Annotated in this window: 19 protein-coding genes; 10 read left to right on the top strand and 9 right to left on the bottom strand. The window is 60.8% G+C overall.

What is annotated here, in order from left to right:
- Positions 1 to 24: 24 nt before the first annotated feature.
- From fabB to AC1DX3_RS10655, 7 genes are all read left to right on the top strand, one after another.
- Positions 25 to 1,248, top strand: a complete 1,224-nt coding sequence (gene fabB, locus AC1DX3_RS10625; RefSeq protein ID WP_476989253.1) for a beta-ketoacyl-ACP synthase I — start codon at positions 25 to 27, stop codon at positions 1,246 to 1,248.
- A gap of 17 nt (positions 1,249 to 1,265) precedes the next feature.
- Positions 1,266 to 2,078, top strand: coding sequence for an enoyl-ACP reductase FabI (locus AC1DX3_RS10630; RefSeq protein ID WP_476989254.1), 813 nt, complete (start codon positions 1,266 to 1,268; stop codon positions 2,076 to 2,078).
- 164 nt (positions 2,079 to 2,242) lie between these two features.
- On the top strand, positions 2,243 to 2,818 hold the full coding sequence (locus tag AC1DX3_RS10635) for an ATPase (protein ID WP_476989255.1): 576 nt from the start codon (positions 2,243 to 2,245) through the stop codon (positions 2,816 to 2,818).
- Between the two features lie 34 nt (positions 2,819 to 2,852).
- On the top strand, positions 2,853 to 2,978 hold the full coding sequence (locus AC1DX3_RS10640; RefSeq protein WP_476989256.1) for a hypothetical protein: 126 nt from the start codon (positions 2,853 to 2,855) through the stop codon (positions 2,976 to 2,978).
- Positions 2,975 to 3,376, top strand: a complete 402-nt coding sequence (locus tag AC1DX3_RS10645) for a metallopeptidase family protein (RefSeq protein WP_476989257.1) — start codon at positions 2,975 to 2,977, stop codon at positions 3,374 to 3,376. Before AC1DX3_RS10640 ends, AC1DX3_RS10645 begins: the two co-directional genes overlap by 4 nt.
- A gap of 58 nt (positions 3,377 to 3,434) precedes the next feature.
- The gene (locus AC1DX3_RS10650; protein ID WP_476989258.1) at positions 3,435 to 3,785 is read left to right on the top strand and encodes an ArsR/SmtB family transcription factor; all 351 of its coding nucleotides are present in this window, start codon (positions 3,435 to 3,437) and stop codon (positions 3,783 to 3,785) included.
- On the top strand, positions 3,778 to 4,284 hold the full coding sequence (locus AC1DX3_RS10655; protein ID WP_476989259.1) for an SRPBCC domain-containing protein: 507 nt from the start codon (positions 3,778 to 3,780) through the stop codon (positions 4,282 to 4,284). The genes AC1DX3_RS10650 and AC1DX3_RS10655 overlap by 8 nt, the downstream gene beginning before the upstream one ends.
- On the opposite strand, the gene AC1DX3_RS10660 is transcribed toward AC1DX3_RS10655, so the two are convergent.
- From AC1DX3_RS10660 to AC1DX3_RS10675, 4 genes are all read right to left on the bottom strand, one after another.
- Complete coding sequence (locus tag AC1DX3_RS10660) at positions 4,281 to 5,669, bottom strand: alpha/beta hydrolase family protein (protein ID WP_476989260.1); 1,389 nt, start codon at positions 5,667 to 5,669, stop codon at positions 4,281 to 4,283. The genes AC1DX3_RS10655 and AC1DX3_RS10660 overlap by 4 nt on opposite strands.
- Positions 5,670 to 5,731: 62 nt before the next feature.
- A complete protein-coding gene (locus tag AC1DX3_RS10665) occupies positions 5,732 to 6,322 on the bottom strand; it encodes an HAAS signaling domain-containing protein (protein ID WP_476989261.1) in 591 nt (196 codons plus the stop codon).
- A 23-nt stretch (positions 6,323 to 6,345) separates the two neighbouring features.
- Entirely contained in the window at positions 6,346 to 6,870 is a 525-nt protein-coding gene (locus AC1DX3_RS10670) for an HAAS signaling domain-containing protein (protein ID WP_476989262.1), read from the bottom strand.
- Entirely contained in the window at positions 6,867 to 7,235 is a 369-nt protein-coding gene (locus AC1DX3_RS10675; RefSeq protein WP_476989263.1) for a PadR family transcriptional regulator, read from the bottom strand. Before AC1DX3_RS10675 ends, AC1DX3_RS10670 begins: the two co-directional genes overlap by 4 nt.
- Positions 7,236 to 7,395: 160 nt before the next feature.
- Here AC1DX3_RS10675 and AC1DX3_RS10680 point away from each other — a divergent pair, with 160 nt between their 5' ends.
- Entirely contained in the window at positions 7,396 to 7,776 is a 381-nt protein-coding gene (locus tag AC1DX3_RS10680) for a DUF6968 family protein (protein WP_476989264.1), read from the top strand.
- Positions 7,777 to 8,077: 301 nt separating this feature from the next.
- Here AC1DX3_RS10680 and AC1DX3_RS10685 read toward each other — a convergent pair whose 3' ends face one another.
- The 5 genes from AC1DX3_RS10685 to AC1DX3_RS10705 all read right to left on the bottom strand — a co-directional run bounded on the left by AC1DX3_RS10685 (position 8,078) and on the right by AC1DX3_RS10705 (position 13,211).
- A complete protein-coding gene (locus tag AC1DX3_RS10685) occupies positions 8,078 to 10,102 on the bottom strand; it encodes a glycoside hydrolase family 97 protein (protein ID WP_476989265.1) in 2,025 nt (674 codons plus the stop codon).
- A gap of 62 nt (positions 10,103 to 10,164) precedes the next feature.
- Entirely contained in the window at positions 10,165 to 10,848 is a 684-nt protein-coding gene (locus AC1DX3_RS10690) for a glutathione S-transferase family protein (protein ID WP_476989266.1), read from the bottom strand.
- A gap of 164 nt (positions 10,849 to 11,012) precedes the next feature.
- Entirely contained in the window at positions 11,013 to 11,825 is an 813-nt protein-coding gene (locus AC1DX3_RS10695; protein ID WP_476989267.1) for a DODA-type extradiol aromatic ring-opening family dioxygenase, read from the bottom strand.
- A gap of 186 nt (positions 11,826 to 12,011) precedes the next feature.
- Entirely contained in the window at positions 12,012 to 12,608 is a 597-nt protein-coding gene (locus AC1DX3_RS10700; RefSeq protein WP_476989268.1) for a YceI family protein, read from the bottom strand.
- A gap of 18 nt (positions 12,609 to 12,626) precedes the next feature.
- Positions 12,627 to 13,211, bottom strand: coding sequence for a YceI family protein (locus AC1DX3_RS10705; protein WP_476989269.1), 585 nt, complete (start codon positions 13,209 to 13,211; stop codon positions 12,627 to 12,629).
- Between the two features lie 194 nt (positions 13,212 to 13,405).
- On the opposite strand from AC1DX3_RS10705, the gene AC1DX3_RS10710 reads away from it, so the two are divergent.
- Positions 13,406 to 14,158, top strand: a complete 753-nt coding sequence (locus AC1DX3_RS10710) for a tetratricopeptide repeat protein (protein WP_476989270.1) — start codon at positions 13,406 to 13,408, stop codon at positions 14,156 to 14,158.
- A 49-nt stretch (positions 14,159 to 14,207) separates the two neighbouring features.
- Positions 14,208 to 14,744, top strand: coding sequence for a DUF1993 domain-containing protein (locus tag AC1DX3_RS10715; RefSeq protein ID WP_476989271.1), 537 nt, complete (start codon positions 14,208 to 14,210; stop codon positions 14,742 to 14,744).
- Positions 14,745 to 14,809 lie beyond the last annotated feature (65 nt).

Consider the following 14,809-nt stretch of genomic DNA (forward strand, 5'->3'; position numbering starts at 1 on the left):
GCGGATTGAGAGTGGGACGATTGCATGCGTAGAGTCGTGATAACAGGTCTGGGCATCGTGTCTTCGATCGGAACGGGCGTGGCGGACGTCACCCAATCCCTTCGCGATGCGACATCAGGCGTCATCGCTGCTGAAGACTATGCGCGCCTGGGCTTCAAGTGCCAAGTGCATGCCGCGCCCAAGGTCGGCGACTGGACCCAATTGATCGACCGCCGCGCCGCCCGCTTCCTGGCGCCCGGCACCGCCTATGGCCACCTCGCTATGGAGCAGGCGATCGCCTCGTCCGGCCTGGACAAGGCCGAGGTTTCCAACGAACGCACCGGCATTATTTTCGGCGCCGGCGGGCCTTCGACCCGCGCCATCGTCGAAGCCGCCGATGTCACGCGTGAGAAAAATTCGCCCAAGCGTGTCGGGCCCTTCGCCGTCCCCAAGGCGATGTGTTCCGGCCCGTCGGCGACCCTGGCTACCTGGTTCGAGATCCGCGGCATCAACTATTCCATCAGCTCGGCCTGCGCCACCAGCGTCCATTGCATCGGCAACGCCGCAGAGCAGATCATGATGGGCAAGCAGGACGTCATGTTCGCCGGCGGCACCGAAGAGCTCGACTGGACCCTGTCGAACCTGTTCGACGCCATGGGCGCGATGTCGTCGGGCTTTAACGACCGCCCGGCCGTGGCCTCGCGCGCCTATGACCGCGACCGTGACGGCTTCGTCATCGCCGGCGGCGCCGGCATGGTCGTGCTGGAAGAGTATGAACGCGCCAAGGCGCGCGGCGCCAATATCGTCGCCGAGATCGTCGGTTATGCCGCCAACAGCGACGGTTACGACATGGTGGCACCGTCGGGCGAGGGCGCCGAGCGCTGCATGAAACTGGCCATGGCCGAAGCCGGTGGCCGCAAGATCGACTATCTCAACCCGCACGGCACGTCGACGCCGGTTGGCGACGAGAAGGAAATGATGGCGGTGCGCAATGTTTTCGACGCGAACATGCCGCTGATCTCGTCGACCAAGTCGTTGACGGGGCACTCTCTCGGTGCCGCCGGCGCCCAGGAAGCCATCTATTGCCTGTTGATGATGCAGAACAATTTCGCCGCCGAGAGCGCCAATATCGACAATCTCGATCCGGCCTTCGAAGGCATGCCGATCCTGCGCAAACGCCACGACGGGCCGCTCGGCACCGTGATGTCGAACTCGTTCGGCTTTGGCGGCACCAACGGCACCTTGATTCTCTCGCAAACCGATCTCTAGACTAAAAGGATGACCGCATGGCCGACGAATGGAACTTCCCCAAGGGCGACCTGATGAAGGGCAAGAAGGGCCTGGTCATGGGCGTCGCCAATGACAAGTCCATCGCCTGGGGCATCGCCTCGCAACTGGCTGCCCAGGGCGCCGAAATAGCGTTTTCCTATATGGGCGAAGGCCTGCTGCGCCGCGTCCAGCCCCTGGCGGAATCGATTGGCGTCAAGAACCTGATCGAATGCGACGTGTCGTCCGACGAATCGATGGACAAGGCGTTTGCCGAACTGAAGGCGATCTATGGCGAGATCGACTTTCTGGTGCACTCGGTGGCGTTTGCCAACAAGAACGAACTGCAGGGCTCGTTTGTCGAGAACACGACGCGCGAAGGATTCCTGCTGGCGATGAATATCTCGGCGTTTTCGTTCGTCGATGCTTCGCGCCGTGCCGCGGAGCTGATGCCGAACGGTGGTTCGCTGGTCACCCTGACCTATCTCGGCTCCGAGCGCGTCATTCCGAACTACAACACCATGGGCGTCGCCAAGGCCGCGTTGGAAGCGGCGACGCGCTACATCGCCCGCGACCTCGGCCCCAAGGGTATCCGCGTCAACGCCATATCGGCCGGCGCCATGCGCACGTTGAGCCTGGCCGGCATCAGCGGCGGCCGCGGCCTGCACGCCAAGAGCGGCCAGTTCAGCGCCATGAAGGAAGCCACCAGCATGGAAGGCGTCGCCGGCTCGGCGTTGTGGTTGCTGTCGGACCTGGGTTTCTCGACCACGGGCGAAGTCGTCCACGTCGATGCGGGTTTCCATATAATGGGCCTTTCCGAAGACCAGGAGTGAAAATCGCGGTCTTTGGCCGATGAGTGCGTCGACGTCGCTAGGCTGTATAAGCATACAGCCGTCGCTAGCCTCCTGCTCCTCGACTCAAATCTCACGATTTTCGCGCCGGTGTATGGTAGGAAGGCATACAAGCGACCAACACAGGCGATTAAATGCCCCGATGTTTGATCATTGCAGGCCCTAACGGCGCGGGTAAGACGACCTTCGCGTTGGAATATCTTCCGAAGGTTGGCGTTTCGAATTTCCTGAATGCCGACATGATGGCCGCTGGCCTGGCGCCGTTTGCGCCAGAGACCAAGGCCTTGATGGCCGGGCGCTTGTTCCTGTCTGCCATTGAAGCGCGCATCGCCGCGAAAGAGGATTTCGCTTTCGAGACAACGCTTTCCGGTCGCAATTATCTTAAGCTTGTAGAGCGCTTGCAGTCAGAGGGTTGGACCGTCGAACTTATTTATCTGGCGCTTCCGGATGTAGCCGTATCAAAAGCCCGTGTTGCGGAACGCGTCGCGCACGGTGGTCACAATATTCCGGAGGCCGATATTGAACGCCGATTTCCTCGCAGTTTGCGCAACCTTTTCGCCGATTATAGCCGAGTCGTGGACTACTGCCTTTGTGCCATGAATCTTGGAGCTGAACGTGTTCTGTTGTTTGAACGTACTAAGCGCTATATTCACATTGGTAATGCCAACAGCTATGAGCAACTCTTGACCTATGCAGGACTCTATGGCGAGCACAGAAAGTAATTTGTCTCCGCACGGCTTGGACATTCTTGGTGTCTTGAATGAGGCCGCCGACAAAGCCATCGACCGCAAGCGCCGGCTTGGCCAATACTGGGTCGTGTGGGACGGTGAAAAGCCGGTCAAGGTCTTTCCGGAAAATCCGGTCGATACCGCCGCCGAATGAGCCGCACCTTCGGCCTTGCGCCCTCGCTTGATGAGATCGAGCTGATCGCCCGCGCCGCATTGGCGAAACTGCCGGCGCCGTTTTCGACCTATCTCAAGGACGTCGTGCTGATCGTCGAGGATTTTGCCGCTGACGACATGCTCGACGATCTCGGCATCGAAGATCCGTACGAACTGACGGGGCTTTATAGCGGCCGCCCGGCCGAGCTCGAAGCCGTGACCGGCGACCTGCCGGCCATGATCCACCTGTTCCGCCGCGCGATCCTCGATGAGTGGGCGGACGGCGGTGTGACGCTGGACGACCTGGTCAGCCATATCCTGATCCATGAAGCCGGCCACCATTTCGGCCTGTCCGACGACGATATGGAATGGCTGGAAGCCGAGCTCAAGAAGACTTAGACCCTTACGAATATTCTTCATTGCGCGACGGCGATCTCTGGGCTATATACTGAACCAAATGGTTCAGTATATCACACCTCGCCTCGATGCCTCTTTCGCCGCGCTCTCTGACGCCACCCGACGCGGTGTTCTGGAGCAGCTCGGCCGTTCGGACGCTTCGATCACGGACCTTGCCGACAGGTTCCACATGACCCTCACGGGCATGAAGAAGCATGTCGGTGTCCTCGAGAAGGCTGGGTTCGTGACGACGCAGAAGGTCGGGCGCGTGCGCACATGCAGGTTGGGGCGGCGCCGGCTGGAGGAAGAGGCGGCGTGGATCGCGCGTTACCGCCAGGTCTGGGACGCACGTTTCGATGCGTTGGACGACATTGTTGAAGAATTGAAAAGCAAGGAGAAAATCGATGAGTGAAACACATGATAGCGCTGCCGCAGCCACGAAAAACCGGACGGTGATTGAACTGAAGTCCGATCGCGAGGTCGTCGCTACGCGGACTTTCAACGCCCCGCCGCACATTGTGTTCCAGGCGTGGACAAAGCCGGAGCTGTTCAGGCGGTGGTGGGCGCCGAAGTCGTTGGGCGTACCTTTGCTGTCCTGCGAGCTGGATGTTCGCACGGGGGGCGGCTACCGCCTCGAGTTCGGTCAGGATGCCTCGCAGTCCTTTGCCTTCTTCGGTAAATATATCGACGTGGTCCCTAATTCGCGGATCGTCTGGACCAATGAGGAAAGCGAAGACGGCGCCATCACGACGGTGACTTTCGAGGCAAGGGGCGACGCGACCCTGCTGACCTTGAGCGAGGTCTATCCGTCGAAGGAAGCGTTTGATGCTGCCGGCGGGGCGGCGGACGGCTTGCCCGAGCAGTTCGAACAACTGGACGAGCTTCTCGTTACCATGGCGGCCGGCGCCTAACGACAATGGGCGACAACCCAGTCGGTTATGGTCTTTAAGGCCAGCGGCGCCACGGTTTCCGCGATCGTGCCATATTCCGAGGGCGCGCCGGTGGTGGCGGTCTGCATCAGGTGATTGAGGCCCGGCAGTTCGGTCGTCGTTACATCCGGATTGCCGGCCAGCGCCGCGGCGATGGCCGCCAGGTCCTCTTTCGCCGGGACCTGCAGGTCGAGAGAGCCATCGATGGCCAGGACTGGCACCTTGACTTGACGCAAGGTCGGCACCGGATCGTAGCGCAGGAAGGCGAACATCCACGGCCCCGTGGCCTCGTCGATCGCCGCCTGGACCTTGTCGGCGGGCAGGCGACCGGCGGCGACCTCTTCATCCAGGGCCGCCTTGACGCGCAGCTTGGCATCGGCGATGTCGTTGGCGGCCAACACCGCGTCGTAGAGCTTGCGGTTGATGGCGGCACCGGGCGCGATCTGGGCATCCGTGGCGCCCATGGCTTTGGCGATCAGGTCTTGCTGCATCATCAGGATCTGGTCGCCGCGCAGGCCGGGGCCGGCCATCATGACGACGAATTTGACCGATGGATCGGCGACCGCCACGGCCGGGGCGATCAGGCCGCCTTCGGAGTGACCGGCGACGCCGATATGGTTGAGGTCGACCTGTTTCTGCGTTTTCAGCCAGGCGACCGCGGCTTGGGCATCACTGGTGAAATCGGCCGTAGTGGCACTCTTGTAATCGCCGGTCGAGGCGCCGACGCCGCGCTTGTCATAACGCAGAACGGCGATGCCGGCGCGGTTCAACGCATCGGCGATGACGAGAAAGACCTTGTGATTGAAGACATTTTCGTCGCGGGTATTGGGTCCGGAGCCGGAGATCAGCACGACGGCCGGAAAGAGGCCGGCACCTTGCGGGACACTGAACGTGCCGGCCAATGTCACCTTGGCGGCGGCATTGTCGAAGGTCACCTCCGACAAGGTATAGGGCAGGGGACCGGCGGCAATGGCCTCTTCCTGTGGCCGGGGTTGTGGCGCCGCCTTGGCTTGATCAGCGGTCAGGCGAGACAGAACCAGCGGCATGGCCTGGCCTTGGGTCCAGGTGCCGACCCAGGCGTTTTTCGTCGCGTCCCAGGTGCCGTCATAGCTGCCGTTGATCTTGGCGATGGTAAAGGCGAGATGGTCGGACGTCGCCGTCACCGTATCGGCCGGCAGGACGAAGGTGCCCTGGTCCGGGCTTTCCAGGCTGGCGCTATAGCTGCCGTCGTCGGCCTTCTTAACGTGGATAATGACGTGCAACTGACCGGCCAGCAAGCCGCCCCAGTCGCCGGCTGCCTCTTCGGCGCGGCCCTGTCCCGCACCAAAAGCCATCATTGCCGCCGCCATCATCAATGCTTTTTTCATAGCCCACCTCTGAGTAATAATTTGGTATTTCGGCAAATAGCGAATAAAGGGCAGTCTGTCAATCAGGCAGCAATCGCATGGAGGGCGACCGTCTTGCCCTTGATGCTCTTGATCGCCGCCAACAGGCAGGCACGGCCGAGGAAACCGCCGACGATGATCAGGGCGAGGAAGATGAGATAGACCCAGTTACCGGCGACTTCATGCGACGTCATGTGGTTGGAGACCGTGCCCAGGACAAATTCCTGCTCTTCAGCATTGACCCACAGGCCAACCATGTCGGGGCGGATGGTTTTCAGCACGATGGAGACGGCGGAACCGAGGGCGAGGCTGCCGAAGACGAGGGCGCCCATCAGGCCGAAGAAGGCGATGAGACTGCGGCCGGTGAAGCCGACAAGTGTCTTGACCATAACAAGTACCTTTCTGGAATTGAGCGCCGTATCGAGCGCATATTGATCGACGAAATTTTGTGCATAGGCCTTGGCCGGACCGAAGCCGTGCAGGGCCTGAGCGGGTGTCAGGCCCGCTGTGATGCGGTCCTGGAGATGGCCGCCGGCCTCATTGACGATGTCGTTGCGGTCGGCGTCGGGCAGGGTGGCCAGCGCTGTGTTGAGCGCGGTCAGCCATTGGGTAATGTCTGTGGGCAAGGGGGTCATGTCGGGTTTCCCGGAAGAAGATGTCATGCGAAGCGCTCCATGCGCAGGCTGGCCACGGCCAGTTTGAAACTCGAACGGGCGGCGAAGCCCAAGATGGTGGCGATGACGATGCCGGCCGGCCACATCCACAGGCCGAGGCCGGACAGCAGGGTGGCGGGATCGAGCGGAGCCTGGATGACGGCGAGAAGGCCCAACTGTTCCAGGAACAGGCCGGCGATGCGCACGACCAGCAACAGGCTGAGCGTGCCGGCGACCAGGCCGAAGCCGGCGGTAAAGGCGCGCGCTGCTACGGTCAGCAGTTCCACCAGGGCTTCGGCCGCATAGCGTTGCGCCATGGCGTCGTCGAGGCGGACGTCGGCGCCGAATTTGCGGGCAAACGCCTTGGCGTCGCCGAAACCGCTGAGCGCCTGGTCGGGTGTCAGGCCCTGGCTCAGGCGATCGGCGACATGGGCGCGGACCTCGGCCATGATGTCGTCCTGCGCCGCGTGGGGCAGGGTGTGCAGGCCGCGGGCCAAGGCGCGCATCCAGGTCTCGATGGCGTCGCTCATCCGCCCCTCCGGATCAGGAAGGCGTTGAGCCGCGTTGTCATGTCCAGCCACACCTTGCGCTGGTCGGTCAGTTCGCCGGTGCCGGCATCGGTCAGGCCGTAATATTTGCGCGGATGGCTGGCGCCGTCTTCATGGCGCCATTCGGCCTTGATCAAGCCGGCCTTTTCCAGGCGGTGCAGCAGGGGATAGAGCGTGCCTTCCGCCAGGTCCAAACCGGCGTCGTCGCGCAATTGGTCGAGGATGCGCAGGCCGTACTGCGCTCCGTCCTGCAACAGGCTCATCAGGGCCAGTTCCAGCACGCCCTTGTACATCTGGGTGCGGCGGCTTTCCGGGGTCTTGTCGGGTGGYGGCGTCTTGTTCAACATGCGAAGTGGCTTTCATGACCATATACTTTGTGATGCAAGGTATATGGCAAGGCACGATGCTTGGCAAATTAAATTTTGGACATGGAAAAGGTGGTGTCGCGACCATGGCTTGACCAAGCTTGGCCAGGATGGGTTAAGGTTCGCATTTGGAGGAGACGATATGAAAGCCAGCAAGCTCGGAAAACCGCTCTTCAAACGGACATACGGATATGGCGATGGGAAAAAGCTGGTCGTCCAGATATGGAATCCCGGTCGCTACGATGGCCTTATGCTGTGTTGGTTCCGCATCAAGGGGATGAATAGAGATGCGGTGCATAGAGCCGTCGGCATGGATCGCTTGGGCGCGCTCTATAACGCCATGCAGACGATAGGTATGCTGCTAGACCGCTTCCGTGAATCCCAACCCACGCTCAATTGGTCCGGCGCACTTTATAAAAGTGAGTTGGGTCTTCCGCATCCCTACAAGGTGCCATCCGACGAATGCAGCGGGGAATGGGCTGTACAACCCCCGCCTCGTACCGGCAGAGACACGCCAACCTAGGGGCGCCGTCCGCAGAGACCCATCCGGGGACGATGATACAGCTATTTCCGCTTTTTGCCCTTCGAAGCATCGGCCTTGATCACCAATACACCACCGTCGGAAGGTGCCAGCGTCAAGGTCAGGGAATTATCTTCATTCTCCTGCCCCGCTCGCGGGGAAGGTGGCGTTTGCGGAGCAAACGACGGAAGGGGGAACTTGCTGAAGACGACCCATCCCCCTTCCGGCGAGACAAGCTCGCCACCTTCCCCGCAAGCGGGGCAGGAGAAGTGAAGCATTATCAATCGCTTGTTCGGAAAGCCTATTATTTCCGCTTCTTGCTCTTCGCGACGTCCGCCTTGATGACCGCCACACCGCCGCCGGAGGGGGCAAGTGTCAGTGTCAGGCTCTGGCCGGCATCGACCTTGGCATCGGAGATGGCCAGGTGATTGACGTCGGCGCCGTCCTGATAGACGTGGGCGGCATAAGACCCGGTGCCAAGGAAGCTCAGCGGGATCGTCACGGTCCGGCCCTGCTCATTGCTCATGGCGCCGATATACCAGTCGGCGCCCTTGCGGCGGGCGGTGACGATAAATTGCCCGATATCGCCTTGCAGCACACGAGTCTCGTCCCAACTGGTCGGCACGCCCTGAATGAAGTCGGCGCCGTCGGCCCAGGTCCCATCGGCGTTCTTATAGGCTGACGGGCTGTCGGACACCATCTGGAATGGGCTGTCATAGACGACATACATGGCGATGGCCTGGCCGCGCGTGGTCATGACGAAGGGGGCGTGATAGCGCTGCTGCGTGGCGAACTCCGCCGGGGTCAACGAACGGAAACCGCCCGGCGTATAGTCCATCGGCCCTAAGATCATGCGGGTGAAGGGCAGGGTGACATTGTGGGTGGCGGTGATGCGCGCGCTCCACTTGTTGTTCTCGGCCCCCAGAACGCCTTCCTGGGTAATGTAGTTCGGCCAGGTGCGGTTCAGGCCGTTGGGCGGGTAGGCGCCGTGCAGATCGACCATGATATGGCGGGCGGCGGCCTTTTCGAGCAGCTTGTGATACCAATCGACCATCTCCTGGTCGTTGCGGTTCATGAAGTCGACCTTGATGCCCTTGATGCCCCATTGTTCGTAGGTGGCGAGCGCAGCATCCATCTGGTTGTCGAGCTGCTGCCATTGCACCCACACCCAGACGCCGACATGTTTCGACTTGGCGTAGGCCAGCAGGTCCGGCATGTCGAGCGCGGGGATAGCCTTGGTGATATCGGCGTCGGGATTGGGTTCGACATCGCTGCCGACCGACCAGCCTTCGTCGATCAGGATGTCGTCGAGCTTCATGCTGGCCGAAGAGTCGACAAAGGCCTTGTAGCTGGCGGTATTGATGCCGGCATTGGGGATGTCCAGCGCCCAGTCGTTCCACCAATCCCATGACGTCTTGGCGGGTTTGATCCACGAGGTGTCGGCGATCTTCGATGGCGCCGCCAGGGTCGGGATCAGGGTCGAGGCGGTCAGGTCGCCGGGTGTATCGCCGATCATCACGACGCGCCACGGGGTTTGGAAGCCCTGGCCCGTCAGGTGCTCGATGGCGGAGACCGACTTGCGGAAGCGGAAATTGCGGTCATTGTCGAAGCGCGGCGGCAAGGTGACCTGAACGCCCAGACCGCCGTCGCCGCGGCCCGAAAGGTAGAAACCGGGATAGTCCTTGACGTCGGATTCGGCGATGGCGAAGGTCGTCTGGCCGGCGCCGGTCTTGCACACCAACGGATCCATGTAGTTTTGGAAATTGCGGATTTTCGACGCCTTGGTGCTGTCGTATTCGGCTTCGAAACTGGAGTCGAAGCGGCCGATATTGGCGCCCCAGCAATCGTAATCGCCGGCGAAATTAAACGCCGTGCCTTCGTTCATCACCTTGAAGTCGGTGACGCCGGCCTGTTCGGGCACGACATAGCGCAGGGCGACGCCATTATCGTAGGCGCGGACGATGACGGTGTATTTGAAGGCCTTGGCGTGGGTCGTCTGGAAGTCGATTTCGCTCTGGTTATAGTGGTCGCTGGCGGTGGCCGCCTTGCCGACGACGATCTGCCAGGTCGTGTCGTTGCTGACTTCCTTGTGCGACAGGATTTTGGCGCCGCCGCCGATGCTGGCGATGTCGAGATTGAGATTCAACGGCGACGGGGTGAGGATCGCCTTGCCGTCCAGGCTGACCGTGTAGGTCAGGGTCTTGTCGCCATTGTCGACCGCGATACTGACACGGCCATTGGGCGAGGTGACGGTGACGCCCTCGGCGGACGCGGCGCCGGCGGCCAAAGCGGCCGACAAGGCGATAAGACTGACAGCAAGACGTGACATGAAAAAGCTCCCTCAACTTATGTTTTGAGGGAGCTTAAATTGTACGACAATTTCGCGCAAGGTTATTTCGCGCGATAGTCGGCAATCACTTCGCCGACAGACGCCGCTTCATGCTCATGCGGCAGATCACGCACGGTTTCGGCAATGCCGCCGGCATACCACGCCTGCATGGCGGGGAGGGCGAGGATGCGGTCGACATAGGCGCGCGCTTCGGAGCTCAGGTCGAAGGCGACGCCATAGGTCTGGATGCGGAACACGACCGGGGCGTAGAAGGCGTCGACGGCGGTAAAGCTGCTGCCGGCGAGGAAAGGCCCGCCGAAATTGGCCAGGCCGTAGCGCCACAGCTCATCGATGCGGGCCAGCTCGCGGATCAGGGCCGGCGGGGTATCGAACATCTTGACGCGGACGCCGACATTCATCGAACACATGTTGCGCAGGGTCGAAAAGCCGGAATGCATTTCCGCTGAGGCGGAGCGCGCCCAGGCGCGGGCTTCGCGGTTGGACGGCCAGACCTTGGGGTGGTCTTCGGCGACATATTCGGCGATGGCCAGCGAATCCCACACGCTTGTCTTGCCGTCGATCAGGGCCGGGACCAGGGCGGACGGCGAGAAGTCCTTGAAGCCGCTATTGTCGGGCTGGAAATAGTGCTGGTGCTCGGTGAACGGGATGTCGAGGGCCGTCAGCAGCACCCATGGCCGCAAGGACCAGGACGAATAGTTCTTGTTGCCGATATGCAGTTCGTACATGCGCGCCTCCATGTTGCCTCCAAATCTCGACGAGATTTGGCAAGCATGACCATGCGCCCGAGCCTTTGCGAGGAGCCCCGCGGCGTTTGAGCGCTAGAATGCCGCTCAATAACGCCGACTCTCATAAAATCGCCAGACGGATTGTCGCCAATAAACGGCGATTTTCAGCCAAATTGGAAGCCGCTAATCGCGACGCCCGTCGGGCCCAGACTGTCTTCGTGATAGGTCACGCGCACAGGATCGTCGCCGGCTGCTCCGGCCGCCACCATTAACGGGATCAGATGCTCCTCGCGTGGATGGCAGGCGCGGGCATTGGGCGCCGACTCCCAATTCCTGAGGTCATTGCGGTCGACTTTCAGAGTTTCCTGCAGCCAGGCGTCGAAATCGTGCGAAACATGGCGGACACTGCCTTCGGTGTCGCGCTGCATCAGCCAGCGGAGATTGTGATAGCTCATGCCGCTACCGATGATCAGAACGCCTTCGTCGCGCAAAGGCGCCAGGGCACGCCCCAGGGCCAGGTGCGCTTCCGGATCGAGGCCGGCCCTTAGCGACAATTGGATGGTGGGAATGTTGGCGTCGGGCCAGGCCATCAGCATGGGAATAAAGACGCCATGGTCGAAGTCACGGTTGGCGTCGCCGGCGACCGTAATGCCGGCGGCGGCGGCCAGTTCTTGGACGCGTTGCGCCAGGTCGGCCGAGCCACGCGCCGGCCAGCTCAGTTCGTAGGTCGAGGGCGGGAAGCCGTAATAGTCGAACAGCAGGCCGGGCGCCGGTTTGGTCTGGACGGTGAACTCGGCCTCTTCCCAATGGGCGGAGACGATCAGCAGGGCCTTGGGTTTGGCGCCGATATCTTCGGGCAAGCGCTTGAGATAGGCGCCCATCTCGTCCCACATATCGGCGGGAGTCCACTCCATGAAAAAGCAGGGACCGCCGCCGTGGGGGATGTAGAGGGTCGGGGTTTTGGTGGTTCGTGTCATCTGATGTCGCCCGTTTGCAGGAAAAACAAGATACCCCACCACCAGCCCTCTGGGCGCGGTCCCCCTCCCCGGCAAGCGGGGAGGATCAAGAATACCTGAACCTACCCGCTTGGGCAGCCGCAGAGGCTCGGTGAGGGAGACCGCACGCCCCTCGCGCGGGGGTGCTGGGGGATATTGCTTGATTACTTAAAACGCTTCGGCCTCGATAACGAGGTCGATATCGTCGCCGACGAAGGGCTCGTATTTCTTGAGATCAAAGTCGCTGCGTTGCAGATGCGCCGTCGCGGTGAAACCGTAGCCGGTCTTGAACAGGGCCGGATTGAAGGCCTTTTTGTTGAAGGTGACATGCAGCACGACGCTCTTGGTAATGCCGTGGATGGTCATATCGCCGGTTACGTCCGCGGTTTTGGGGGAGTCCGCGGCGGTCGCATTGTCGGTCGCCGGGGGCGTCGTCAAGACGACCGACGTGCTCTTGAAGGTCGCCGTCGGGAACAGCGCGACATCGAAATAGTCCTTGCCTTTCAGCATAGTATCGAAGTCGGGCAGGGCGGTCGTCAGGGTGTTCATGTCGAGCGAAACGTCGACCGTGTCCTTGGTCACATCGTCATCGAGCACCAGGGTGCCCTTGGCGCCCATGATCTTGCCGCTGGGGTGCGACAGGCCGAAATGCTCATAGGTGAAGATGGCCGAGGTGTGGTCGGGCTCGAACTTGTAGGTATCCGCTGCGAAAGCCGGCGCCGCCGTAAAACCGAGGGCCAGGACGATAGCAGCGGATTTCCACATGGTTCGAACCTTTATGGGTTATTGGGCGATCGCTTCCGCTTCAATATACAGGTCGATCTGGTCGCTGACCATCGGCACGTAATTGCCCATGCCGAAATCGCTACGCAGGATCGAACCCGTGGCCGTGAAGCCGGCATCGTCCTTCTTCATCATCGGATGTATATCCTCCTTGTTGAGCGTAACGTTCAAAGTCACCGGCTTGGTGACGCCATGAATCGTCAGGTCGCCGGTGACCTTGGCGGTCGTCGGGCTGGTCTGCTCGACTTTGGTGCTGTTGAAGGTGGCGGTCGGGAACTTGTCGGCGTCGAAGAAGTCGGGGCTCTTCAGGTGGGTGTCGAGCGCCGGCACGCCTGTATTGATGCCGGCAATGGCGAAGCTGACTTCGACATGGCTGTTGGCTGGCGTGGTCTTGTCGAGCGTCACGGCGCCGTCGGCGTTCATGAACTTGCCGGTCGGGTGCGAGAAGCCGAAGTGGGTGTACTGAAAGGTCACCGAAGTATGGGTGGCGTCGAGCTTATAGCTATCGGCGGCGAAGGCCGAAGCCGAGGCCATGAAGGCGAAAGCCGAGGCGGCGAACAGGGTTTTGACAGCGAACATTTTCATGGGGGAGGATCTCTGCTGAGGTGAATCGCGAATTGGAAACGTAACAATAGTAGTTACTGTTTTAGTTTTCAAGAGGCGATGGCGACTTTTTCGCCCGCATCACGGCTTTTTTGCGACCCGCGACGGCGATTGGGCGGCGATTGCTACACGGCGTGATCTATGGTTTGATCGCTGTCATCACAGGGGGGACCATTATGCTGAAATCCGTCATCGCCACATTGACCGTCGCTTGTGCGCTTGGCGCCTTTGCCGCGCACGCTGACACGACCATTATCGACTGCCAAACCCACGATGCCGTTCAGGAGCAGGCCGATCGTGACCTGGCGACCAAGGCGTTCGGCGTCATGAAGACGCACGACATGGCGGCGATCGATAAACTACTGCCGCAATTGCAGGCGGCGCTCGATCATGCGCCGGATAAGGCCTCCCAGCCCGAACATTGCGGCGACACCGTCATTATCTATAGCGATGACATGGAAGACATGCTGATCCTGTCGGCCCAGGTCGCGCAAATTCCGGAATTGGCCAAGGACAAGGTCGAGCAACGCGAAGCCTTGCCCTATCACAGTCTGGCCTTCATCGTCGGCTGGATCGGTGTCGAGCACAAAGATTACGCCGCGGCCGAAAAGGCTTACCGAAGGGGTTTGCTCAACGATCCGGATGACGCGACCCTGGTATCGGAATTGTCCTTGTGCCTGGCCTATCAGGGGGAGAATCTCGAGGCTCTGAATATGATCGATACCTTCCTGGCTGCCCATCTGGACTTGAACGATTTCGATCATGCCCTGTTGTTGCGCAAGCGGGGTTATTCCCTGGTTGAACTGGGCCGTCTAAATGAAGGCGAGGCGGCGTATAAGGAATCCCTGATCTACGCACCCAACAACCCGACGGCCGAGGCCGAATTGCAATATATTCAGCAACAGAGGGCTAAAACTCCGAAGACCTGACCCCATATGCTGAGTTCTGCCCACCCACGTTATCTAAAGAGGTCAAAAAATGTCTCAGGAAGCCGAAACCCTAACCCGTCCCGCCACCATCGACATGTATCATGCGTCCGTGCCGATCCTGGTGCGAGCCTTGACCAATCTGAAAGCCATCCTGTCCAAGGCTGAAACCTGGGCGGAAGAAAAGTCGGTGAAGGAAGCGACGGTTTTGAACGCGCGCCTGGCGCTCGACATGCTGCCCTTCTCGAAGCAGATCCAGTTGGTCAGCGATACGGCCAAGGGCGGCGCGGCGCGTTTGGGCGGTGTCGAAAATCCGTCCTATGCCGATGACGAAGCCACCTTCGCCGAACTGCATGAACGCCTGCAAAAGACGATCGACTTCATTAAGTCAGTGCCCGCCGCTGGTTTCGACGGCGCTGAAACGCGCGAGATCGTGCTGAAGTTCCCGAACCGCACTATGGAATTCACCGGCCTGGCCTATCTGACCGGCTTCGTTATTCCGAACCTGTTCTTCCATGTGACAACGGCCTACGCCATCCTTCGCCATTCGGGGGTGCCGCTGGGCAAGGGCGACTACCTGGGCGGCTAGTCGAAGCGCTCCGGAGGTCTGCAAACCGCCATCTGGCTGCGATACGGTGCTCACGTACTTGAGTA

Source organism: Asticcacaulis sp. P2_B1 (assembly GCF_056404915.1).